The organism is Streptomyces sp. NPDC090022 (assembly GCF_044748145.1).
In the GTDB taxonomy this organism is placed as follows: domain Bacteria; phylum Actinomycetota; class Actinomycetes; order Streptomycetales; family Streptomycetaceae; genus Streptomyces.
In genome coordinates, this window is sequence record NZ_JBIVFN010000005.1 from 136444 (window position 1) to 160164 (window position 23721).

General features: G+C 72.7%; 18 protein-coding genes, 2 tRNA genes and 1 pseudogene. 17 read left to right on the forward strand and 4 right to left on the reverse strand.

Translation table 11 applies throughout. From position 1 onward, the window contains the following. Nucleotides 1–109 precede the first annotated feature (109 nt). From rsfS to ACIPXB_RS13640, 11 genes and pseudogenes are all read left to right on the forward strand, one after another. The gene (gene rsfS / locus ACIPXB_RS13590; protein ID WP_401448560.1) at nucleotides 110–556 is read left to right on the forward strand and encodes a ribosome silencing factor; all 447 of its coding nucleotides are present in this window, start codon (nucleotides 110–112) and stop codon (nucleotides 554–556) included. Continuing rightward, on the forward strand, nucleotides 553–1215 hold the full coding sequence (locus tag ACIPXB_RS13595; RefSeq protein ID WP_401448913.1) for a histidine phosphatase family protein: 663 nt from the start codon (nucleotides 553–555) through the stop codon (nucleotides 1213–1215). Before rsfS ends, ACIPXB_RS13595 begins: the two co-directional genes overlap by 4 nt. Before the next feature lie 148 nt (nucleotides 1216–1363). Then, nucleotides 1364–1436: transfer RNA gene (locus tag ACIPXB_RS13600), tRNA-Ala, on the forward strand. Between the two features lie 139 nt (nucleotides 1437–1575). After that, entirely contained in the window at nucleotides 1576–1809 is a 234-nt protein-coding gene (locus tag ACIPXB_RS13605) for a hypothetical protein (RefSeq protein WP_030229679.1), read from the forward strand. Between the two features lie 132 nt (nucleotides 1810–1941). Further along, a tRNA-Ala gene (locus tag ACIPXB_RS13610) sits at nucleotides 1942–2014 on the forward strand. Nucleotides 2015–2262: 248 nt separating this feature from the next. Further along, nucleotides 2263–5145 (forward strand): leucine--tRNA ligase, encoded by a 2883-nt coding sequence (leuS, locus tag ACIPXB_RS13615; RefSeq protein ID WP_401448563.1) that lies wholly within the window; start codon nucleotides 2263–2265, stop codon nucleotides 5143–5145. A gap of 153 nt (nucleotides 5146–5298) precedes the next feature. After that, nucleotides 5299–5967: a hypothetical protein gene (locus ACIPXB_RS13620; RefSeq protein WP_401448565.1), complete on the forward strand. Its 669-nt coding sequence runs from the start codon at nucleotides 5299–5301 to the stop codon at nucleotides 5965–5967. A gap of 848 nt (nucleotides 5968–6815) precedes the next feature. Continuing rightward, nucleotides 6816–7661: a DegV family protein gene (locus ACIPXB_RS13625; protein WP_401448567.1), complete on the forward strand. Its 846-nt coding sequence runs from the start codon at nucleotides 6816–6818 to the stop codon at nucleotides 7659–7661. A gap of 424 nt (nucleotides 7662–8085) precedes the next feature. Further along, on the forward strand, nucleotides 8086–8877 hold the full coding sequence (locus ACIPXB_RS13630; RefSeq protein ID WP_401448569.1) for a helix-hairpin-helix domain-containing protein: 792 nt from the start codon (nucleotides 8086–8088) through the stop codon (nucleotides 8875–8877). Next, a pseudogene (locus tag ACIPXB_RS13635) lies at nucleotides 8874–11276 on the forward strand (ComEC/Rec2 family competence protein); the annotation flags it as partial. The gene ACIPXB_RS13630 and the pseudogene ACIPXB_RS13635, both read left to right, overlap by 4 nt. Before the next feature lie 160 nt (nucleotides 11277–11436). Then, nucleotides 11437–12315 (forward strand): YceI family protein, encoded by an 879-nt coding sequence (locus ACIPXB_RS13640; protein WP_401448571.1) that lies wholly within the window; start codon nucleotides 11437–11439, stop codon nucleotides 12313–12315. Nucleotides 12316–12326: 11 nt separating this feature from the next. On the opposite strand, the gene ACIPXB_RS13645 is transcribed toward ACIPXB_RS13640, so the two are convergent. After that, a complete protein-coding gene (locus ACIPXB_RS13645; protein ID WP_401448573.1) occupies nucleotides 12327–12569 on the reverse strand; it encodes a hypothetical protein in 243 nt (80 codons plus the stop codon). A 61-nt stretch (nucleotides 12570–12630) separates the two neighbouring features. On the opposite strand from ACIPXB_RS13645, the gene holA reads away from it, so the two are divergent. Then, on the forward strand, nucleotides 12631–13629 hold the full coding sequence (gene holA / locus ACIPXB_RS13650) for a DNA polymerase III subunit delta (RefSeq protein WP_401448576.1): 999 nt from the start codon (nucleotides 12631–12633) through the stop codon (nucleotides 13627–13629). A gap of 186 nt (nucleotides 13630–13815) precedes the next feature. Here the strand turns inward: holA and rpsT are convergent, their stop codons facing one another. Continuing rightward, nucleotides 13816–14082, reverse strand: coding sequence for a 30S ribosomal protein S20 (rpsT, locus tag ACIPXB_RS13655; protein ID WP_365131673.1), 267 nt, complete (start codon nucleotides 14080–14082; stop codon nucleotides 13816–13818). A 190-nt stretch (nucleotides 14083–14272) separates the two neighbouring features. Between rpsT and lepA the strand changes: the two genes are divergently transcribed. The 3 genes from lepA (at nucleotide 14273) to hemW (ending at nucleotide 19598) form a co-directional block, all read left to right on the forward strand. Next, a complete protein-coding gene (gene lepA, locus ACIPXB_RS13660; RefSeq protein ID WP_401448579.1) occupies nucleotides 14273–16138 on the forward strand; it encodes a translation elongation factor 4 in 1866 nt (621 codons plus the stop codon). Nucleotides 16139–16429: 291 nt separating this feature from the next. Beyond that, nucleotides 16430–18319 carry an AMP-dependent synthetase/ligase gene (locus ACIPXB_RS13665; RefSeq protein ID WP_401448581.1) on the forward strand — a complete coding sequence of 630 codons (1890 nt, stop codon included), beginning with the start codon at nucleotides 16430–16432 and terminating at the stop codon, nucleotides 18317–18319. A 46-nt stretch (nucleotides 18320–18365) separates the two neighbouring features. Beyond that, nucleotides 18366–19598: a radical SAM family heme chaperone HemW gene (gene hemW / locus ACIPXB_RS13670; RefSeq protein WP_401448584.1), complete on the forward strand. Its 1233-nt coding sequence runs from the start codon at nucleotides 18366–18368 to the stop codon at nucleotides 19596–19598. A 155-nt stretch (nucleotides 19599–19753) separates the two neighbouring features. Here hemW and ACIPXB_RS13675 read toward each other — a convergent pair whose 3' ends face one another. Together ACIPXB_RS13675 and ACIPXB_RS13680 are read right to left on the reverse strand one after the other, a co-directional pair. Further along, entirely contained in the window at nucleotides 19754–20551 is a 798-nt protein-coding gene (locus tag ACIPXB_RS13675) for a DUF3097 domain-containing protein (protein ID WP_401448586.1), read from the reverse strand. 28 nt (nucleotides 20552–20579) lie between these two features. Beyond that, nucleotides 20580–21305, reverse strand: a complete 726-nt coding sequence (locus tag ACIPXB_RS13680; RefSeq protein ID WP_401448588.1) for an MBL fold metallo-hydrolase — start codon at nucleotides 21303–21305, stop codon at nucleotides 20580–20582. 153 nt (nucleotides 21306–21458) lie between these two features. On the opposite strand from ACIPXB_RS13680, the gene hrcA reads away from it, so the two are divergent. Continuing rightward, complete coding sequence (gene hrcA / locus ACIPXB_RS13685) at nucleotides 21459–22475, forward strand: heat-inducible transcriptional repressor HrcA (RefSeq protein ID WP_401448590.1); 1017 nt, start codon at nucleotides 21459–21461, stop codon at nucleotides 22473–22475. Further along, nucleotides 22476–23612 carry a molecular chaperone DnaJ gene (gene dnaJ / locus ACIPXB_RS13690; protein WP_401448593.1) on the forward strand — a complete coding sequence of 379 codons (1137 nt, stop codon included), beginning with the start codon at nucleotides 22476–22478 and terminating at the stop codon, nucleotides 23610–23612. Nucleotides 23613–23721 lie beyond the last annotated feature (109 nt).

A 23721-nucleotide genomic window follows, 5' to 3' on the forward strand; every position in this document is an offset into this window, starting at 1 on the left:
TCCGTTCCCCGTCCTCCCTCTGACCTGCCGCGCACGTATTGACGTGGGCGGGGTCTGCGGCCCATGAGACCCTTGTAAGGATCTGCCCGCCGACCCGAAAGCATGGCCAGTGACCGCCACGGACCGCTCCATCGAGCTCATCACCGCCGCCGCCCAGGCTGCGGCCGACCGGCTCGCGCACGACATCATCGCGTACGACGTCAGCGACGTGCTGTCGATCACCGACGCCTTCCTGCTCGCGTCGGCGCCCAACGACCGCCAGGTCAAGTCCATCGTCGACGAGATCGAGGAGCGCCTGCTCAAGGAGCTCGGCGCCAAGCCGGTGCGCCGCGAGGGCGACCGCGACGCCCGCTGGATCCTGCTCGACTACGTCGACATCGTCGTGCACGTGCAGCACAGCGAGGAGCGGGTCTTCTACGCGCTGGAGCGCCTGTGGAAGGACTGCCCCGAGATCGAGCTGCCCGAGGACGCCAAGCTGACGCGCGGCAAGGCGGAGGAGCACGCCAAGCTGCGTGAGGCGGCCGGCGACGACGACCTGGACGGTGATCTGTTCTGAGCACGACCAGCACCAGCGGTTCCCGGAGCGGCCGCAAGATCGTCCTGTGGCGGCACGGCCAGACGTCCTGGAACCTCGAGCGCCGCTTCCAGGGCTCCACGGACATCGGGCTGACGGGGACCGGCGTGGCGCAGGCCCGCCGCGCCGCCCGCCTGCTCGCCTCGCTGCGGCCGGACGCCATCGTGTCCTCCGACCTCAGCCGGGCCGCGGCGACCGCCGCGGAGCTGGCCTCCGTCACGGGCCTGTCCGTCGAGCACGACGAGGCGCTGCGCGAGACGTACGCGGGCGAGTGGCAGGGCCTCACGCACGACGAGATCCTGGCGAAGTACGGCGAGCAGTACGCGGCGTGGAAGCGCGGCGAGCCCGTGCGCCGCGGCGGCGGTGAGCTGGAGACCGAGGTCGCCGACCGGGCGGCCCCCGTCGTGCTGCGGCACGCGGAGCGTCTCGGCGCGAACGGCACCCTGGTCGTGGTCAGCCACGGCGGCACCATCCGTACCACCATCGGCCGGCTGCTGGGCCTGGAGGCGGGCTCCTGGGAGAGCCTGGGCGGGCTCTCCAACTGCTGCTGGTCCGTGCTCGGCGAGGGCGCGCGCGGCTGGCGTCTGCTGGAGCACAACGCGGGCACGCTGCCGGAGCCGGTGCTCGGCGACGACGACTGAACGCCCTGGTGGGAGCGGTGCGGGCGGGCCGTGGGTGCGCTGTGGGCGCCCCGCGGGCCCGGATTTCACTTTCCGGCTGGTCACAGGCTAAAGTTCTTCTTGTTCGCAGCGAAGACCGCAGGAAACGGCGGGAAGTGCGGCGGAGAGCGGGGCTATAGCTCAGTTGGTAGAGCGCCTGCATGGCATGCAGGAGGTCAGGAGTTCAATTCTCCTTAGCTCCACAAGTACGTAGGATCCCGTCCCCAACAGGGGGCGGGATCCTTGCTTTTTGTCCCCGCTGCCCGTTCTCCTGCTGACGTGGCAGAATCGGACGGCCGGAGGGGGAGACGACGGCCCGAAGCGGGAGGGAGTCGCTGACGGATGGGTGCACACCGGCGGCGGTGCGACTGGTGCGACAACGGCACGCCGATCGTGCGGGACATGGACCCGGTCAACCCCGACTACCAGTACTGGTGCGAGGAATGCGCGCGGGCGCTGATCATAAAAGGCGACCCCATCGAGACGTACCGGGAGCTGGAGGGGGAGCCGATCTACGGCCGCCTGCTCGACGAGCACTGCACGCTCAAACGCTTCTACCAGTTCGCCCGCGCCTGACGGATGAACCGGACAAAACGGCGCGTGCGGAAACCGATTTTTGGACCTGGGCCATGACCGTGTAATGTTCTCGATGTCGCCAGGGGGAACCGGCAAGGGAGACCGAGCAGGGGCCCGGCGGCAGAGAAGCAAGGGGCTATAGCTCAGTTGGTAGAGCGCCTGCATGGCATGCAGGAGGTCAGGAGTTCAATTCTCCTTAGCTCCACAGGAGAGAAGCGGGCCACCCGGATCGGGTGGCCCGTTTCTCGTTGTGCGGAACGGCCGCGCGACGCTCTGGGCCCCTGCGGTACCCTGACGCCATGCGTGCCGTACGCCTTCTGCTTACCGAGCCGCGCTGATCAGTGCCGACCCTTCGAGATGGTCGGTATCGGCGCGGCGTCCCCTCCTGTGCGAGGGGTTTTTTCGTTTGGGCAGGCAGAGACGGCAGAGACGATCGATGGAGCTTCAGAAATCATGAGCGAGACGAACACCCCGGCCCCCGAGGCGGCCGAGGCGCACCGTTACACGGCTGCCATGGCCGCCGACATCGAGGCACGCTGGCAGGACGTATGGGACGCGGAGGGGACGTACGAGGCCCCGAACCCGACCGGTGACCTGGCCGGGGACCCGGCGGTCGTCGCGCGTCCCAAGAAGTTCATCATGGACATGTTCCCGTACCCGTCGGGCGCCGGCCTGCACGTCGGCCACCCCCTGGGGTACATCGCCACCGACGTCTTCGCCCGCCACCAGCGGATGACCGGGCACAACGTCCTGCACACCCTGGGCTTCGACGCCTTCGGCCTGCCGGCCGAGCAGTACGCCGTGCAGACCGGCACCCACCCGCGGGTGTCGACCGAGGCGAACATCGAGAACATGAAGCTCCAGCTGCGCCGGCTGGGCCTGGGCCACGACAAGCGCCGCTCGTTCGCGACGATCGACCCGGACTACTACAAGTGGACCCAGTGGATCTTCCTGCAGATCTACAACTCCTGGTACGACGCCGACGCGAAGAAGGCCCGCCCGATCGCCGAGCTGATCGCGGCCTTCGAGGGCGGCTCCCGCGAGGTTCCGGCCGGCGTCGCGGACGGCCGCGGCTGGGCGGAGCTGACCGCCGGCGAGCGGGCCGACGTACTGAACGAGTACCGCCTGGCGTACTCCTCCGACGCGCCCGTGAACTGGTGCCCCGGCCTGGGCACCGTGCTGGCCAACGAGGAGGTCACCGCGGACGGCCGTTCCGAGCGCGGCAACTTCCCGGTCTTCAAGGCCAAGCTGAGCCAGTGGAACATGCGGATCACCGCCTACGCGGACCGCCTGCTGGACGACCTGGACGCGCTGGACTGGCCCGAGGCCATCAAGCTCCAGCAGCGCAACTGGATCGGCCGCAGCGAGGGCGCGCGCGTCGACTTCGCGCTGGGCGACGAGGCGATCACCGTCTTCACCACCCGCCCCGACACCCTGTTCGGCGCCACCTACATGGTGCTGGCGCCCGAGCACCCGCTGGTCGAGAAGTTCATCCCGGCCGCCTGGCCCGAGGGCACGCACGACGTGTGGACCGGCGGGCACGCCACCCCGGCGGAGGCCGTCGCGGCGTACCGCAAGCAGGCCGCCTCGAAGTCCGACGTCGAGCGGCAGGCCGAGGCCAAGGACAAGACCGGTGTCTTCACCGGCGAGTACGCGATCAACCCGGTCAGCGGCGACAAGGTCCCGGTCTTCATCGCCGACTACGTGCTGATGGGCTACGGCACCGGCGCGATCATGGCGGTTCCGGCGCACGACAGCCGCGACTTCGAGTTCGCGCGCGCCTTCGAGCTGCCGATGCGCTGCGTCGTCGAGCCGACCGACGGCCGCGGCACCGACCCGGCCGCGTGGGACGAGGCGTTCGTCTCCTACGACGCCAAGCTGGTCAACTCCACGGGTCAGGGCGTCTCCCTGGACGGCCTGGGCGTGGTCGAGGCCAAGGCCGCGATCACCGCGTGGCTGGCCGAGCGCGGCATCGGCGAGGGGACGGTCAACTTCCGCCTGCGCGACTGGCTGTTCAGCCGGCAGCGCTACTGGGGCGAGCCCTTCCCGATCGTCTACGACGAGGACGGCGTCGCGCACGCGCTGCCCGAGTCGATGCTGCCGCTGGAGCTGCCCGAGGTCGAGGACTACTCGCCGCGCACCTTCGAGCCGGACGACGCGCACTCGCAGCCGGAGACCCCGCTCTCGCGCAAGGCGGACTGGGTCAACGTGGAGCTGGACCTGGGCGACGGGCGCGGCGTGCGGTCGTACCGCCGCGAGACCAACACCATGCCGAACTGGGCCGGCTCCTGCTGGTACGAGCTGCGCTACCTGGACCCGACCAACTCCTCCGCGCTGGTGGACCCGGAGATCGAGCGGTACTGGATGGGCCCGCGGGACAGCGCCCCGCACGGCGGCGTGGACCTGTACGTGGGCGGCGCCGAGCACGCGGTGCTGCACCTGCTGTACGCGCGCTTCTGGTCGAAGGTCCTGTTCGACCTGGGCCACGTCTCGTCGGCGGAGCCGTTCCACAAGCTGTTCAACCAGGGCATGATCCAGGCGTACGTCTACCGCGACGAGCGCGGCTTCCCGGTCCCGGCCACCGAGGTCGAGGAGCGGGACGGGAAGTTCTTCTTCGAGGGCGAGCCGGTCAAGCGCGAGCTGGGCAAGATGGGCAAGTCCCTGAAGAACGCCGTCACGCCGGACGAGATCTGCGAGGAGTACGGCGCCGACACGCTGCGCCTGTACGAGATGGCGATGGGCCCGCTGGACGTGTCGCGTCCGTGGGACACCCGGGCCGTGGTGGGTCAGTACCGGCTGCTGCAGCGCCTGTGGCGCAACATCGTCGACGAGGAGACCGGCGCGGTCACCGTCGTGGACGGTGAGCCGGACGAGGCGACCCTGCGCGCGCTGCACAAGGCGATCGACGGGGCCGGCTCGGACATGGCGGGGCTGCGGTTCAACACCGCCATCGCCAAGATCACGGAGCTGAACAACGCCCTGACGAAGGCGGGCCGCCCGCTGGAGCGCTCGGTCGCGGAGCGGCTGGTGCTGCTGGTGGCCCCGCTGGCGCCGCACATCGCGGAGGAGCTGTGGCGCCGCCTGGGCCACACCGACTCGGTCGTCCACCAGGACTTCCCGGTCGCGGACCCGGCGTACGTGGTCGACGAGGCCGTGACCTGCGTCGTCCAGATCAAGGGCAAGGTCAAGGCCCGCCTGGAGGTGCCGCCGACGATCTCCGAGGGCGACCTGGAGCAGCTGGCGCTGGCCGACGAGGCGGTCGTGGCGGCGCTGGGCGGGGCCGAGATCCGCAAGGTGATCGTGCGCGCGCCGAAGCTGGTGAACATCGTCGTCTGACGGTTGTCTGACGGTCGTCGGACGGTCGTCCGGCATAGGGGATTCCCCGTACGGGCAGGTTGGGGGTTCGAATGGAACCCCTGGCCTGCCCGTGGCGTTTACCTTGGAGGGGGAGATCCGCAGTCGGATCCGCAGCCGGGGAAAGGGACCGCCATGGAGGCCGCGTTGATCATCTTCGCGTTGATGCTGTTGGCCTTGGTGGCCCTAGGGGCGTACGCCACGGTCAAGGCGGTCGGCGCGGCGAAGCGGGGCGTGGAGCGGACGGTGTCACAGGCCCGCCGGACGGTCGAGGACACGGCGCTGCGGGCCAAGAGCATCGGCCAGGTCGGCGCCGCGGGGCAGCTGGCGCAGCTGCGGCTGGACCTGCGGACCTCGATGCGGGCGACGCAGCAGGCGCTGTATCAGGGGGTGCGGACGGACGCCTCGCTGCAGGAGTCGATCACCCTCTTCGAGCAGCTGAGCACGCACGGGCACGAGCTGGACGCCGAGCTCAAGCGGCTGGAGCAGGAGCCGGACCGCGAGCGGCTGGGCCAGCGCCTGCCGGAGCTGCGGGAGCGCACGGAGCGCATCACGAAGTCCGCGGACTCGCTGCGCTGGGCCGCCCACGACCGGGCCCGCCGCCTGGCCCAGGACGACCTCTCGGTCCTGTCGGCGCAGATCGACCTCGAATCGGACGCCCTGCGCGACTGGTCCAGCCCCACCCCCACGGAGGCGGACCCCTCCCCGACGCCCCCGCCCCGGGAGCGCGAGGCCCTGAACCCGCCCCCTCCGCCCCGCCCGTACCCCTGGGAAAAGTCCCCCCGCCCAGAAACCACGACCTGACCACCACCCCGCCCCCCGCCGCCACCTTGAGTCAGGCCCCGTCGGCATATGAGGCGTGAGGCCCTCCGGACGACCCCCGATAGACCCCCGGGCGGAGCCCCCGGCCGGCCTCCCAGAGCCCCCGGAGGGAGTCTGGGGGACGGTTCCGGGGCGGAGGCCCCACCGCAGCCCCACCGGCGTTTGAGGCCGGAGGGTCGGGGTGGGGGCCTGACCGCGGCCCCGCTGGCGCTTGAGGTGTGCGGGAGGGTCCGGCGCGGGGGCCCGACCGCAGTCCGCTGGCTCTTGAGGCCAGGGGCCCGGGGTGGGGCCCCGCCCCAGCCCCGCTGGCGCTTCAGGCCGGGGGTCCGGGCCGGGGCTCGACCGCAGCCCCGTCGGCGTTCGAGGCCGGGGTCCGGGGCGGGGTTGTGCCCCAGCCCCGCCGGCGTTTGAGGCCAGGGCAGGAGGCCCCATCCAGCCCCGCCGGCGTTTGAGGCGTGGGGGTCCGGGGCGGAGCCCCGGTTTCGGGAAGGGGCGGGGTGGGGGAAAGGCTCCGCGCAGCGGACCAGGAGCCAGCACGCTCCCGGGCGCCGGATGTCCCGGGCCCCGGCCCCGGCCCCGGCCCTTGGGAGGCCAGGCCCCCAGCCCTTGGGAGGTCGGGCCCCCGGCCCTTGGGAGGTCGGGCCCCCAGCCCTTGGGAGGTCGGGCCCCCGGGCCCTTTGGAGGCCGGCCCCCAAGCCCTTGGAGGCCGGGTCCCGGGCCCCCGGGAGCCGCCGGACGCGCCGACGGCGGAGGCGGCGGACCGCCCACGCCCACGCCCCCCGGAGGGCCCGGGCTGCCGGACCACCCCCACTCCCGGTACTCTCCGCCTCATGTCCCGCCATGTCGCGATCGTCACCGATTCCACGGCCTACCTGCCCCAACAGGCAATGGCGCGGCACGGGATCACCTCCGTCCCCCTCACCGTGGTCCTCGGCGACGAGGCCCTCGAAGAGGGCACCGAGATTTCCGCCCGCAGCCTCGCCCTGGCCCTCCAGAAGCGCCGACCGGTCACCACCTCCCGCCCGGCCCCGGCGGACTTCGTCCACGCCTACCAGGCGGCCGCGGACGCCGGCGCGACCGGCATCGTCAGCCTTCACCTCTCCGCCGAGTTCTCCGGCACCTACGACGCCGCTGTCCTCGCCGCCCGCACTGCCCCGGTCCCGGTCCGCGTCGTCGACACCGGCATGGTCGCGATGGCCCTCGGCTTCTGCGCCCTCGCCGCCGCCGAGACCGCCGAGGCGGGCGGCAACCCCGACGAGGCGGTCGCCGCCGCCGAGAAGCGTGCCGCCGAGATGTCGGCGTACTTCTACGTCGACACCCTCGACTACCTGCGCCGCGGCGGCCGTATCGGTGCCGCCCAGGCCCTCCTCGGTTCCGCGCTCGCCGTCAAGCCGTTGCTGACCCTGGACGGCGGCCGCATCGAGATGCTGGAGAAGGTGCGTACGGCTTCCAAGGCCATCGCCCGACTCGAAGAGCTGGCCGTCGAGCGCGCGGGCACGGCCGCCGTCGATGTCGCCGTGCACCATCTGGCGGCCCCCGAACGCGCGGAGAAGCTCGCGGAACGGCTCCGTGAGCGCATCCCCGGCCTGGTCGAGCTGCACGTCAGCGAGGTCGGTGCGGTGATCGGCGCCCACACCGGACCGGGCCTGCTCGCGGCGGTCGTGTCACCGCGCTGATTCACCCACACGGGTGCCGGAGTTATCCACAACTCCTGTCTCATCCACCGGAATTCAGGCTTCCGAACGGTGACCGGCGTCCGCGCCTACCGTCATCGACATGAACCTTCGAACGCGTACGCGCAGCTCACAGCACCCCATCGGGACCAGCGGCCCGGGCCGCCCCCGTGGCTCCGACGGCCGTTTGCGCCACCGCCGCACCACACCGGCGACGCTCCGCCGCCGCGCCGAGGCGCTCCTGGCCGGTAGCAGCGCACCACCCCCACCTCCACCCCGCTCCGCCCCCACACCTCCGCCGGAGACCCCACCCGACGCCCTGCCCGTGCCCGGCCTCGCGCCGTCTCACGCCCTGCCCGTGCACGGCCTCACGCCGTCCGACGCGTGGCCCGGGTACCGGCCGACGCCGTCGCCCGGCCTCGCGCCCGTGTCCGGGCCCGGGCCCGGACACGGGCCGGCGGATGAGCCGTCCGCTCCGGCCCCGCTGCTGGCCCCGGCCGTGGCCGGGCGGCTGGCGCTGCGTGAGCGGTTGCCCGTCTGGCTGCAGACCAGATGCGGGCTGGAGCGCCGATCCCTCGCCGCCGTCGCGGTGGTGCTGCTGGCCGGTGTCGGCTTCGCCGGACAGCAGTACTGGGCGGCCAGGCCCCAGCCGGTGACCGCGCCCGCCATCGTCGCCCCGGCCGCCGTCGCGGACCCCCTGCCGTCCGCCACTCCGCCCGGCGGCGCGGCTGTGGGGACGGGGGCGGCCGCCGCCACCGGCACGCGGATCGTCGTCGACGTGAGCGGCAAGGTCCGCGCGCCGGGCGTCCGCCAGCTGCCCGCCGGCTCGCGGGTCGAGGACGCGCTCGCGGCCGCCGGGGGAGTCCAGCCCGGTGCGGACACCACCGGGCTGAACCGGGCCCGGATCCTCGTGGACGGAGAACAGGTGCTGGTGGGCGTCCCCGTGCCGCCCGGCGCCGCCGGTCCGCCCGCCGCCGGGGGCGCGCCCGGCCCCGGTCGGCCGGGCAACGGCACCGGCACCGGCAGCGGCCCGCTGAGCCTGGGCACGGCCACGGTCGAGCAGCTCGACGGCCTGCCCGGGGTGGGCCCGGTCCTCGCCCAGCACATCGTGGACTTCCGCACGGCCCGCGGCGGCTTCCGCTCCGTGGAGGAGCTCCGTCAGGTCGACGGCATCGGCGAGCGCCGCTTCGCCGACCTGCGCGCGCTGGTGCGGCCGTGAACCGCCCCGGGCCCCGGCCCGAGGGACCGGTGGACCTGCGCCTGGCCGGGCCTGCGGTGGCCGCCTGGGCGGCTGCCGCGCTCGCCCTGGACGCCCCGGGCGCGTGGACGGCGGCGGCCGTCGGGCTGTGTGTCGCGGGCGCGGGCCTGCTCGTCCTGCTGGGATGGCGCCGGGCGGGACCGAGGTGGACGGTGGGCACGGCGGTGGCCGCCGCTCTGCTGTGCGCGGCGGCCGCGGCGGGGGTGGCCGGGTTCCAGCGGGCGCAGGCGCGGGCCGGCCCCGTGGCGGAGCTCGCGGCCACGCACGCCCGGGTCTCGGCCGAGCTGACGATCGGCTCCGACGCCCGGCGCGCGGGCGGCAGTGGCGGCGGTGGCGCTGGCGGTGGGAACGGTCCGCCCCTCCTGCTGCTGGACGCCGAGCTGACCCGGGTGACCGGGCCGGACGGGACCCGGACCCGGGTGGCGACGCCCGTCCTGGTGATGGCCGGCGACCCGGGATGGGCGGGGCTGCTGCCCTCGACCCGGGTGACCGTGACCGCCGCCCGGCTGGCTCCGGCGCGCGAGGGCGAGCGGGCGGTGGCGCTGCTCCGGCCCTCCTCGGGCACTCCGCCGGAGGTCACCGGCGGCCCGTCCGCGGCGCAGCGGGTCGCGGGTTCGTTACGGGCGGGGCTGCGGCAGGCCACCGAGGGGCTCGCCCCCGACGCGCGGGCCCTGCTGCCCGGCCTGGTGGTCGGGGACACCTCCCGGGTCCCGCAGGACCTGCACGACGCCTTCCGTGCCACCGACCTGCTGCACCTGCTGGCGGTGTCCGGCTCCAACCTCACCGTCGTGCTGTTCCTGCTCATCGGACCGCCGGGCAGCGCCCAGTACGCCGAGCGGCGGGGCCTGGCACCCCGGCTCGGGCTCTCGCTGCGGGCCACGGCGCTGGGCGGAGCGGCACTGACGCTGGCGTTCGTGGTGGTGTGCCGGCCGGATCCGAGCGTGCTGCGGGCCGCGGCCTGTGGAGCGGTCACCCTGTTGGCGATCGGCAGCGGCCGGCGCAGATCCCTGCTTCCGGCGCTGGCCGCGGCCGTGCTGCTGCTGGTGCTCTACGAACCCTGGCTGGCGCGCAGTTACGGCTTCCTGCTCTCCGTCCTGGCCACCGGGTCCCTGTTGACCGTGGCGCCCCGGTGGAGCGCGGGCCTGCGGCGGCGCGGGGTGCCGCCCCGGCTCGCCGAGGGGCTGGCGGCGGCCGCGGCCGCGCAGGCGGTGTGCGCACCCGTGGTGGCGGTGCTCTCGGCCCGGGTGAGCCTGGTCGCCGTCCCGTGCAATCTGCTGGCCGAGCTGGCGGCGGGCCCGGCGACCGTGTTCGGGTTCGCGGCGCTCACCGTGGCTCCGGTGTACGCGCCGGCCGCCGAGCTGCTGGCCCGGTGCGCGGGGGTGCCGGCAGGGTGGATCGCGGGGGTGGCCCGGACCGGGGCCCGCTTCCCCGGGGCCGAGCTCGCCTGGCCGGGCGGGCTGACCGGCGGTGTGCTGCTGGCGGTGGTCACCGTGGTCGTCATCGGCCTCGCCGCCCGGATACGGCGCCACCGCTGGCCGTGCGCGGCGGCGGCCCTGCTGCTGCTCGTCGCGGTGCTGCGGCCCCCGTACCTCACCCGGGCGCTCACGGGCTGGCCGCCGCCCGACTGGAGCTACGTGCAGTGCGCGGTCGGCCAGGGCGACGCCGGAGTGCTCGCCGTGGGCCCCGGTTCGGCCGTGGTGGTCGACGCCGGGCCCGACCCCGGCCCGGTGGACGCGTGCCTGCGCAGCCTGGGCGTGCGTACCGTGCCGCTGCTGCTCCTGACGCACTTTCACGCCGACCATGTGGGCGGCCTGTCGGGGGTGTTGCGGGGGCGGTCGGTCGGGGTGATCCAGACCACCGGGTTGCGGGAGCCGCCCGGGCAGGCCCGGTCGGTGTACCGGGCGGCGGCCGCCGCCGGGGTTGCCGTGGTCGCGGCGCGACCGGGGGAGCGGCGCCGGGCCGGGCAGCTGGCGTGGGAGGTGCTGTGGCCACCGGCGGGCCTGTCGGGAGTCGGGCCGAACGACGCCAGCGTCGCCCTGCTCGTCCGGACGGCCGGGCTCACCCTCCTGCTCCTGGGCGATCTCGAACCAGCCTCCCAGCGGGACCTGTTGACGGCGCATCCGGAGCTGGGACCGGTGGACGTCCTGAAGGTCGCCCACCACGGCTCCGCGCACCAGGACCCCGGCCTTCAGGAACGGGTCCGGCCCCGGCTCGCGCTCGTGCCCGTGGGCGCAGGGAACCGCTACGGCCACCCGGCCGCGAGTACGCTCGCCCGGCTGCGGGCGGGCGGGGCGACCGTGCTGCGGACCGACAGGGACGGTTCGGTGGCGGTGACGGCAACAGGGGCGCGACTCAAGGCATTTCCGGCCATGGGCCGTCGTGCGGCCCGGCGGCGGGAGTCGCGCCACGCCGGATCTGCCCATCTGTTTTGCCCACAACTCGACAGCGTGATCGAATGCGTTTTCGCCAGAAGGGCCCAAGATAAAGCCCGAATCAACACAGCACGGGGGTGCATCCATCATGTTCGGTCGCCGACGGGGGTTGGAGACGGCCGGAACCAGTCCGCAGACGTCCGCGACGCTGACGCTGCCGCCCATGGCGAAGCTGCTCAGCTGCCGGGTCCTCGACACCGTCCACCAGCCGGTCCGGCAGGCGCAGTTCGAGGTGACCGACCCGATCGGCCGGCGGATCGTCCGTGGCGAGACGGATCCGTACGGAGGGTTCACCGCCGCCGTGCCGGAGGGGGAGTACCGGCTGCTGGTCACGGCCGAGGGGTACGCGCCGTTCCATGGGGCGACGCTGGTCGGCGACGAGGCCCAGCCGGGTACGGCGGAGATCGTGCTCGACCCGGTCGAGCCGCCGCTGCTGCCGCAGCCCGGCCACTGGGAGCTCGACCCCGGCCACTCCTCGATCGCGTTCTCGGCCCGGCACATCGGCCTGGCGCGGATCAACGGCCGGTTCACCACATTCGCGGGCGCGGTCCGGATAGCGAGCCGCATGGAGGACTCCTCGATGCACGTGGTCATCAACGCGGCGAGCATCGACACCGGGCTGCGGATGCGCGACGACCATCTGCGCTCCGCCGACTTCCTGGACGTCTCCCGCCATCCGACGGTGGAGTTCTACAGCGAGCGCTTCATCCACCGCAGTGGCAGCCGCTGGGCCGTCGCGGGCGCCCTGACCCTGCACGGGGTCAGCCGCTCGGTCACCCTGGACACCGAGTACCTGGGCACCGGCACGGGCCTGGAGGGCGAACCCCGCGCGGCCTGCCGGGCCACGGCCCGCCTGAACCGCGAGGACTTCACCCTGAACTGGCAGTCCACGCTGGCCCAGGGCATCGCGGCGATCGGGTCGAGCGTTCAGGTCGAGCTGGACGTGCAGATCGTGCACAAGGCCTGACGGGCCGCGGCCTACGGGGCTTCGAGCCAGCCCTCGTACTCGGCGGCGAGGCCGTCCAGGGCCGTGGGGTCGAGCCGGGCCGCCGGGTCCTCGACGACCACCAGCCACTGGGCGTCCTCGGCGTCGTCCTCGCCGGCCAGGGCGTCGCGGACCAGCTGGGGTTCCTCGGCCAGGCCGAAGCGGTCCACGGCCTCGTCGGCGACCTCCTCGGCGGCGTCGCGGTCGGGCAGGACCAGTACATGTCGCACGTTCACGCGACCATTGTCGGGTACGGGGCGCGGGGGAGTGTCGGTGCGGCGTGGGATGCTGGACGCGATGGCCACCAGGAAGAACTCCACCGACGATCCGCTCGCCCCGCTCACCCTCGCGGTGGGGCAGGAGGACCTGCTGCTCGACCGCGCCGTGCGGGAGGTGGTGGCGGCCGCCCGTGCCGCCGACGCCGACACGGACGTGCGCGATCTGAGCCCCGAACAGCTCCAGCCGGGCACGCTCGCCCAGCTGACCAGTCCCTCGCTCTTCGCCGAGCGCAAGGTCGTGGTCGTGCGCAACGCGCAGGACCTGTCCGCGGACACGATCAAGGACGTCAAGGCGTACCTCGGCGCGCCGGTCGAGGAGATCACCCTCGTCCTCCTCCACGCGGGCGGCGCCAAGGGCAAGGGTCTGCTGGACGCGGCCCGCAAGGCCGGTGCGCGGGAGGTGGCCTGCCCGAAGATGACGAAGGCCGGCGACCGGCTGGCGTTCGTACGCGGCGAGTTCCGCACGCTGGGCCGTTCGGCCACGCCGGAGGCCTCGCAGCTGCTGGTGGACGCGATCGGCAGCGATCTGCGCGAGCTGGCGAGCGCGGTGGCGCAGCTGTGCGCGGACGTCGAGGGCACCATCGACGCGGGCGTGGTCGGCCGCTACTACACGGGCCGGGCCGAGGCCTCCAGCTTCGAGGTGGCCGACCGGGCGGTCGAGGGCCGCGCGGCCGAGGCCCTCGAAGCGCTGCGCTGGGCGCTGGGCACGGGTGTGGCCCCGGTGCTGATCACCAGCGCCCTCGCCCAGGCCGTCCGGGCCATCGGCAAGCTGGCCTCCGCCCCGCGCGGGGCCCGCCCCGGTGACCTGGCACGCGACCTCGGCATGCCGCCGTGGAAGATCGACCGGGTCCGCCAGCAGATGCGCGGCTGGTCGGCGGACGGCGTCGCGGACGCCCTGCGCGCGGTCGCGGACGCCGACGCGGGTGTCAAGGGCGGCGGCGACGACCCCGAGTACGCGCTGGAGAAGGCCGTGGTCGCGGTGGCCCGCGCCGCCCGCCCCCGCCGCCCGGCCCACTGACGCTCCGGCCCGTCCGGGTACGCGAAGGCCCCGGGCGCCGTCCTGGGGAAGGGCGGAGGCCGGGGCCTTCGGTTACTTCTGGTTGTGCCGCGCCCGCGTGGCGAACGCTTCGTGCGCGGCACGGGGGCCGGTCAGGGGCGGGAGAGAGGGCCCGCCGGTTCCTCACCGGCGATTCACATCGAGAGCTCAGCCCTGGAGGGTGGCAACCTTGGCAGCCAGCGCCGACTTCTTGTTGGCGGCGGCGTTCTTGTGGATGACACCCTTCGAGACGGCCTTGTCGAGCGCACGGGCGGCGGCGCGGGAAGCCACGGTGGCCTTCTCGACGTCACCGGCGACGACGGCCTCGCGGGCCTTGCGGATCGCGGTCTTGAGCGACGACTTGACGGCCTTGTTGCGCAGGCGCGCCTTCTCGTTGGTCTTGTTCCGCTTGATCTGGGACTTGATGTTCGCCACGAAAAGAGCCTTTTCAGGTTCAGAGATTGATCTTCGGATTGCGTCCCGACAGCTGAGAGGGCATACGAGACACAGCTGCCCAGGCTACCAGGCGTCCATTGGGCAGCCCAAACCGAGCGCACTCGCCCAGTCATGGGACCATGGATGTCTGCGTAACGTTCCGACTGCGACCCGAGAATCAGGACACTGCGTGCCCGCGACCCCTAGCCACGTGCCCGAGCCGAGCCGTACCGACCCGGCGCTGATCCGCAATTTCTGCATCATCGCGCACATCGACCACGGCAAGTCGACGCTCGCCGACCGGATGCTCCAGCTCACCGGTGTCGTCGACCAGCGGCAGATGCGCGCCCAGTACCTCGACCGCATGGACATCGAGCGTGAGCGTGGCATCACGATCAAGTCGCAGGCGGTCCGTCTGCCGTGGGCGCCCACGGCCGGCCCGGGCCAGGGCAGCACGCACATCCTGAACATGATCGACACCCCGGGCCACGTGGACTTCACCTACGAGGTCTCCCGCTCCCTGGCGGCCTGCGAGGGCACGATCCTGCTGGTGGACGCCGCCCAGGGCATCGAGGCGCAGACCCTCGCCAACCTGTACCTGGCGATGGAGAACGACCTCGCGATCGTCCCCGTCCTGAACAAGATCGACCTGCCGGCCGCCCAGCCGGAGAAGTTCGCCGAGGAGCTGGCGAACCTGGTCGGCTGCGAGCCCGACGACGTCCTGCGGGTCTCCGCCAAGACCGGCCTCGGCGTGGACGCGCTGCTGGACCGCGTCGTGGAGAAGGTCCCGGCGCCGGTCGGCGTCAAGGACGCCCCGGCCCGCGCGATGATCTTCGACTCGGTCTACGACTCGTACCGCGGCGTGGTCACCTACGTCCGCGTGGTCGACGGCCAGCTCAACAAGCGCGAGCGCATCCGGATGATGTCCACCGGCGCGACCCACGAGCTGCTGGAGATCGGTGTCTCGTCCCCGGAGATGACCCCGGCCGACGGCATCGGCGTCGGCGAGGTGGGTTACCTCATCACCGGCGTGAAGGACGTCCGCCAGTCCAAGGTCGGTGACACCATCACCAGCCTGGCGGGCGGCGCCACCGAGGCCCTGGGCGGCTACAAGGACCCCAAGCCGATGGTGTTCTCGGGCCTGTACCCGCTGGACGGCTCGGACTACCCGGACCTGCGCGAGGCCCTGGACAAGCTCCAGCTCAACGACGCCGCGCTCGTCTACGAGCCCGAGACCTCCGCCGCGCTCGGCTTCGGCTTCCGCGTCGGCTTCCTCGGTCTGCTCCACCTGGACGTGATCCGCGAGCGCCTGGAGCGCGAGTTCGGTCTCGACCTGATCGCCACCGCCCCCAACGTGGTCTACCGCGTGGTCATGGAGGACGGCAAGGAGATCACGGTCACCAACCCGAGCGAGTTCCCCGAGGGCAAGATCTCGGACGTGTTCGAGCCGGTCGTGCGCGCCACGATCCTCGCGCCCACCGAGTTCATCGGCTCGATCATGGAGCTGTGCCAGACCCGCCGCGGCACCCTCCTCGGTATGGACTACCTGTCCGAGGACCGCGTCGAGATCCGCTACACCCTCCCGCTCGCGGAGATCGTCTTCGACTTCTTCGACCAGCTGAAGTCCAAGACCCGCGGCTACGCCTCCCTCGACTACGAGCCCACCGGCGAGCAGGCCTCCAGCCTGGTCAAGGTCGACATCCTGCTGCACGGCGACAAGGTGGACGCCTTCTCCGCCGTCTGCCACAAGGACGCCGCCTACGCCTACGGCGTGCGCCTGGTCGCCAAGCTGCGCGAGCTCATCCCGCGGCAGGCCTTCGAGGTGCCGGTCCAGGCGGCCATCGGCTCCCGCGTCATCGCCCGCGAGACCATCCGCGCCATCCGCAAGGACGTCCTCGCCAAGTGCTACGGCGGTGACATCTCCCGTAAGCGGAAGCTGCTGGAGAAGCAGAAGGAGGGCAAGAAGCGCATGAAGATGGTCGGCTCCGTGGAGGTTCCCCAGGAGGCGTTCATCGCGGTGCTCTCCAGCGACGAGTCCAGCGGCAAGAAGAAGTAGCCGCAGGAGCACAGGAGCAACCGGAAGCGGTACGAAACGGGCCCCCGCGCACCCGCGCGGGGGCCCGTTTCGTTATGAACCGGCCGCTCGCCGACCCTTACGCACCGGCAGGAGGGCCTCTAGTCTGATCACTGCTCGATGGTTACTCGCCAGTTTCCAGCCCCGCCTGGTTCAAGCCCACCTGGTTCAAGCCCGCCTGCCGCAGATCAGCCCGGTGCAGATCAGCCCGGTCTGCACACCTGCCAGTCCCCACGCCCACGCCCTGCCGCGTGGACCGGTCCGGAGGATGTCGTGAGCGACACACAGTCCCTTGTCGAGAATCGCCCGCCCACCGTGGCGACCGTCTTCCTTGAGCGCGTCACGGCCACCCCGGACGCCGAGGCCTACCGGTACCCCGTGCCGGCTGCCGCCGGTCAGGGGCCGGACGAGTGGCGGTCGCTGAGCTGGGGCCAGGCGGCCGAGCGGGTGTTCGCCATCGCCGCGGGCCTGGCCGAGCTCGGTCTCCAGTCCGAGGATCGCGTCGCGCTCTCCTCCGGGACCCGGGTCGAGTGGATCCTCTGCGACCTGGGCGTGATGTGCGCGGGCGCCGCGGTCACCACCATCTACCCGAGCACCAACGCCGAGGAGTCGGCGTACATCCTGTCCGACTCCGAGGCGCGCGTCCTGATCGCCGAGGACGCCGCCCAGCTCGCCAAGGCACGCGAGCACCGCGGCGCGCTGCCCGAGCTGCGCCACGTCGTGGTCATCGACGCCGCGGACGCGGTCGCGCAGGACGGTGACCCGGAGGGCTGGGTGCTCTCCCTCGCCGACCTGGAGGCGCTGGGCAAGGAACACCTCGCCAAGCACCCCGCCGCGGTCAAGGACCGCGTCGCGGCCATCACCGCCGACCAGCTCGCCACCCTGATCTACACCTCCGGCACCACCGGCCGCCCCAAGGGTGTCCGCCTGCCGCACGACAACTGGTCGTACATGGCCAAGGCCACCGTCGCCACCGGTCTGATCACCAAGGACGACGTCCAGTACCTGTGGCTGCCGCTGGCCCACGTCTTCGGCAAGGTGCTCACGTCCGGCCAGATCGAGGTCGGTCACGTCACCGCCGTCGACGGCCGCATCGACAAGATCATCGAGAACCTGCCGGTCGTGCAGCCGACGTACATGGCGGCCGTCCCGCGCATCTTCGAGAAGGTCTACAACGGGGTCGCGGCCAAGGCCCGTGCCGGCGGCGGCGCCAAGTACAAGATCTTCCAGTGGGCTGTCGGCGTGGCCCGCGAGTACGCCAAGGTCACCCAGGACAACTTCCGCCGCACCGGCAACGCCACCGCGCCCTTCGGCCTGTCCACCAAGCACAAGATCGCCGACGCGCTCGTCTACTCCAAGCTCCGCGAGGCCTTCGGCGGCCGGCTGCGCGCCGCCGTCTCCGGCTCCGCCGCGCTGGCCCCCGAGATCGGCTACTTCTTCGCCGGCGCCGGCATCCACATCCTGGAGGGCTACGGCCTGACGGAGTCCAGCGCCGCCTCCTTCGTCAACCCCGGCGAGGCCTACCGCACCGGCACCGTCGGCAAGCCGCTCCCCGGCACCGAGGTCCGCATCGCCGACGACGGCGAGATCCTGCTGCGCGGCCCCGGCATCATGCAGGGCTACCACAACCTCCCCGAGAAGACCGCCGAGGTCCTGGAGGCCGACGGCTGGCTGCACACCGGCGACATCGGCGAGCTCTCGCCCGACGGCTACCTGCGCATCACCGACCGCAAGAAGGACCTGATCAAGACGTCCGGCGGCAAGTACGTCGCCCCGGCCGAGATCGAGGGCCAGTTCAAGGCGATCTGCCCGTACGTCTCCAACATCGTCGTGCACGGCGCCGACCGGAACTTCTGCTCCGCGCTGATCGCCCTCGACGGCCCCGCGATCCTGGGCTGGGCCGCCGAGCACGGCCTGGAGGGCAGGACGTACGCCCAGGTCGTGGCCGCCCCCGAGACCACCCGCCTGATCGAGACCTACGTCCAGACCCTCAACGAGGGACTCCAGCGCTGGCAGACGATCAAGAAGTTCCGACTGCTCCCGCGCGACCTCGACGTCGAGCACGGTGACCTCACCCCCAGCCTGAAGCTGAAGCGGCCCGTCGTCGAGCGCGAGTTCAAGGCCCTGATCGAGGAGATGTACGAGGGCACCCGCGAGGCGTGACGTTCGACGCGTCCACCACGGTCGGGCGGTGCGGGACAATGGGCGCATGCCTTCCGCACTGCCCGACGGTGAACCCATGCCCGAGGACGGCTTTCTGCCGTCGTCCGCCCTCGTGGGCGCGGGGAGCCGTCCGCTCGGCTTCTACCTGCACGTTCCCTACTGCGCGACGCGCTGCGGGTACTGCGACTTCAACACCTACACGGCCACCGAGCTGCGGGGCACCGGTGGCGTGCTCGCCTCCCGCGAGAACTACGCCGACACCCTGATCGACGAGATCCGCCTCGCCCGCAAGGTCCTGGGCGACGACCCCCGGCCGGTACGCACCGTCTTCGTCGGCGGCGGCACGCCCACCCTGCTGCCCGCCGCCGACCTGGTGCGGATGCTCGCCGCGCTGCGCGCGGAATTCGGGCTGGCCGAGGACGCGGAGATCACCACCGAGGCGAATCCGGAGTCGGTCGGTCCGGCGTACCTGGAGGAGCTGCGGGCCGGCGGCTTCAACCGGATCTCGTTCGGCATGCAGAGCGCCCGGCAGCACGTGCTGAAGGTGCTCGACCGCACCCACACCCCCGGCCGCCCGGAGGCGTGCGTGGGGGAGGCGCGGGCGGCGGGCTTCGAGCACGTCAACCTCGACCTGATCTACGGCACGCCGGGAGAGTCCGACGACGACTGGCGCGCCTCGCTCGACGCGGCGATCGGCGCGGGCCCCGACCACGTGTCGGCGTACGCGCTGATCGTGGAGGAGGGCACGCAGCTGGCACGGCGGATCCGCCGGGGCGAGGTCCCCATGACGGACGACGACGTGCACGCCGACCGCTACCTGATCGCGGACTCCGTGCTGGCGGACGCCGGGTACCAGTGGTACGAGGTGTCGAACTGGGCGACGTCCGGGGCGGGCCGCTGCCTGCACAACGAGCTGTACTGGCGCGGCGCCGACTGGTGGGGGGCGGGACCGGGCGCGCACAGCCATGTCGGCGGCGTGCGGTGGTGGAACGTGAAGCACCCCGGTGCGTACGCCGCGGCGCTGGCCGGCGGGCGCTCGCCGGGGGCGGGGCGGGAGCGGCTCTCGGACGAGGACCGGCGGGTGGAGCGGATCCTGCTGGAGCTGCGGCTGGTGGAGGGGGTGCCGCTGGCGCTGCTCGCGCCTGCGGGGCTCGCGGCGTCCCGGCGGGCGCTGGCGGACGGGCTGCTGGAGGCGGCGCCGTACGCCGAGGGGCGGGCCGTGCTGACCCTGCGGGGGCGGTTGCTGGCGGACGCGGTCGTGCGGGACCTGGTCGACTGACGGGGGCGCGGGGTCGCTGGGCCGCGGGGCCGCTGGGGCCGGCGGGGTCACCGGGCCGCGGGGCCGCGGGGCCTTTCCCGACCCCGCCCCTTCCGTAACCGGGGGCAAGCCCCCGGACCCCCGTAGGTGCGGTCAAACGCCGCGCGGGCTTCTCATCACGCCGTCACGTGGTCGATCAGGTGTTCCACCGGGCCCAGGAGGGTGGGTTCCAGGTCCTTGTAGGACGTCACGTGGGACAGGATCCGCTGCCACGCGGCCCCCGTGTTCTCCGGCCAGCCCAGGGCCCGGCAGATGCCCGTCTTCCAGTCCTGGCCCGGGGGGATCACCGGCCAGGACCCCAGGCCCAGGGACGACGGTTTCACCGCCTGCCAGATGTCCACGTACGGGTGGCCCACCACCAGGACGTCCGGGCCCGCGACCGACGCCGCCAGGCGGGACTCCTTCGAACCCGGGACCAGGTGGTCGACCAGGATGCCCAGGCGGGCGTCCGGGCCCGGGCGGAAGTCCGCGACGATCGCCGGGAGGTCGTCCACCCCGGACAGGTACTCCACCACCACGCCCTCGATGCGCAGGTCGTCGCCCCAGACCTTCTCCACCAGCTCCGCGTCGTGGCGGCCCTCCACGTAGATCCGGCCCGCCCGGGCCACGCGCGCCCGCGCCCCGGGCACCGCCACCGAGCCGGAGGCCGTCCGGGCCGGGCCCGCCGGCCTGGGAGCGGGGCGGACCAGCGTCACCACCGCGCCGTCCAGCAGGAAGCCCCGCGGCTCCAGCGGGAAGACCCGGCGCTTGCCGAAGCGGTCCTCCAGGGTCACCGTGCCGGCCTCGCAGGCCACCACCGCCCCGCAGAAGCCCGTACCGGCCTCCTCCACCACGACATCGGGGTCGGCCGGCACCTCGGGCACCGCCCGGGGACGCTTCCACGACGGGGTCAGGTCCGGTGAGTACTCGCGCATCCGCCCGACAGTAGGGACAACCGCCGCCCTAGGAAGGTGACACGCCGAAACGCGCGGCCAGTGTGTCGCGTTGCGCACGCACGAAGTCCGCGGAGACCACCGCTCCGTGACCGGGCACGTACAACGCGTCCTCGCCGCCCAGGGCCAGCAGCCGGTCCAGGGCCGCCGGCCACTGCGCCGGCACCGCGTCCGGGCCCGCCATCGGTTCGCCCGACTCCTCCACCAGGTCCCCGCAGAAGACCACTTCCGACGTGTCGGGCACGAACACCGCCAGGTCGTGGCGCGTGTGCCCGGGGCCGACATTGGCCAGCAGCGCCTGTACGCCGCCCAGGTCGAGCGTCCACTCGCCCGACACCGAGTGGCGGGGCAGGACCAGCAGGTCGGCCGACTCCGTGGCGTCCTCCTCCGGCAGGCCGTGCCGGACCGCGTCCGCGCGCAGCGCCTCCCGCTCCCGCCGCAGCAGCGTGTCCAGCCCCACCGCCCCGAAGACCTCCGCCCCCGAGAACGCCGCCCCGCCCAGCACATGGTCGAAATGGCCGTGCGTAAATGCGATATGGGTCACGCGCCGACCGGTGATCCGTTCCGCCTGGGCCCGCAGCACGGCCCCCTCGCGCACCGACGAACCCGGGTCGATCAGCAGGACCGATTCGTCCCCGACCACCAGTCCCACCGTGCAATCCCACACCGGAAGGCGGCGCCGGCCGGTCCGCGCGGTGATCCGCTCCCAGCCGGCCTCTTCCCAAGCGACGTCCATACCGCGACGCTACCGTGACCGGCGCGATGGGCGGCGGCCCTTGCTAGGTGTATGCCTGCCCGCCGTACACTGACCGGGGGATCTCTGGCACTCACCTGCACCGAGTGCCAGACGCAGGCCGAAACCGAACCGAACGAGCTGGAGGTGCGCGCGATGCTCAGCGAACGCAGACTCGAAGTGCTGCGCGCCATCGTCCAGGACTACGTCGGGACGGAGGAGCCCGTCGGCTCCAAGGCGCTCACCGAGCGGCACAAGCTCGGCGTCTCGCCCGCCACCGTGCGCAACGACATGGCCGTGCTGGAGGACGAGGGCTACATCGCCCAGCCGCACACCAGCGCCGGCCGGATCCCCACGGACAAGGGCTACCGGCTCTTCGTCGACCGGCTGGCGGGCGTCAAGCCGCTGTCGACGCCCGAGCGCCGGGCCATCCACAACTTCCTGGACGGGGCGGTCGACCTCGACGACGTCGTCGGCCGCACCGTACGGCTGCTGGCGCAGCTGACCCGCCAGGTCGCGATCGTGCAGTACCCGTCGCTGACCCGCTCCACCGTGCGCCACGTCGAGCTGCTGGCGCTCGCGCCGGCCCGTCTGATGCTCGTCCTGATCACGGACACCGGCCGGGTCGAGCAGCGCATGGTGGACTGCGCGGCGCCGTTCGGCGAGCAGTCGCTGGCCGATCTGCGGGCCCGGCTCAACAGCCGCGTCGTCGGCCGCCGGTTCGCGGACGTGCCGCAGTTGGTGCAGGACCTCCCCGAGGCGTTCGAGAGCGATGACCGCGGCACGGTGTCGACCGTGCTCGCGACGTTGCTGGAGACGCTGGTGGAGGAGACCGAGGAACGGCTGATGATCGGCGGCACCGCCAATCTCACCCGTTTCGGACACGATTTCCCCCTGACCATCCGGCCCGTGCTGGAGGCGCTCGAGGAGCAGGTCGTGCTCCTCAAGCTGCTCGGCGAGGCCAACGAGTCGGGGATGACCGTACGCATCGGCCACGAGAACGCGTACGAGGGACTGAACTCCACGTCCGTCGTCTCGGTCGGCTACGGTTCGGGCGGCGAAGCAGTCGCCAAACTCGGCGTGGTCGGACCGACCCGCATGGACTACCCCGGAACGATGGGAGCGGTACGCGCAGTGGCACGTTACGTCGGACAGATCCTGGCGGAGTCGTAAGTGGCCACGGACTACTACGCCGTTCTCGGCGTGCGCCGCGACGCATCGCAGGACGAGATCAAGAAGGCCTTCCGGCGGCTCGCTCGCGAGCTGCACCCGGACGTCAACCCCGATCCCAAGACGCAGGAGCGTTTCAAGGAGATCAACGCCGCGTACGAGGTGCTGTCGGACCCGCAGAAGAAGCAGGTCTACGACCTCGGCGGCGACCCGCTGTCCTCGTCGGGCGGTGGCGGCGCGGGCGGTTTCGGGGCCGGCGGCTTCGGCAACTTCTCGGACATCATGGACGCGTTCTTCGGTACGGCGTCCCAGCGCGGCCCGCGCTCGCGCACCCGGCGCGGCCAGGACGCGATGATCCGGCTCGACCTGGAGCTGGACGAGGCCGCGTTCGGCACCACCAAGGAGATCCAGGTCGACACGGCCACCGTGTGCACGACCTGCTCCGGCGAGGGCGCCGCCCCCGGCACCTCGGCGCAGACGTGTGACATGTGCCGCGGCCGCGGTGAGGTGTCGCAGGTGACCCGGTCCTTCCTGGGCCAGGTCATGACCTCGCGCCCCTGCCCGCAGTGCCAGGGCTTCGGCACCGTGGTCCCGACCCCGTGCCACGAGTGCGCGGGCGACGGCCGGGTCCGCTCCCGCCGCAACCTCACCGTCAAGATCCCGGCCGGCGTCGAGAACGGCACCCGGATCCAGCTCGCGGGCGAGGGCGAGGTCGGCCCCGGCGGCGGCCCGGCCGGCGACCTGTACGTGGAGATCCACGAGCTCCCGCACGCGGTGTTCCAGCGACGCGGCGACGATCTGCACTGCACGGTGACCATCCCGATGACGGCGGCCGCGCTGGGCACGAAGTGCCCGCTGGAGACGTTGGACGGCATGGAGGAGGTGGACATCCGCCCGAGCACCCAGTCCGGCCAGTCCATCCCGCTGCACGGCCGCGGCGTGACCCACCTGCGCGGCGGCGGTCGCGGCGACCTGATCGTCCACGTCGAGGTGCAGACCCCGAACAAGCTGGACGCCCAGCAGGAGGAACTGCTGCGCCAGCTGGCCAAGCTGCGCGGTGAGGAACGGCCGATGGGCCAGTTCCAGCCGGGTCAGCAGGGCCTGTTCAGCCGGCTGAAGGACGCGTTCAACGGCCGCTGACGGACGCGTCCGACGGCCGCCGGCGCGAGCGTCCGACGGCCGCCGGCGGCGAGCCGCGTGGACTATGCCAGGCGAATGCCACGATTCGGCCTGGTGCGGTGGACATGGC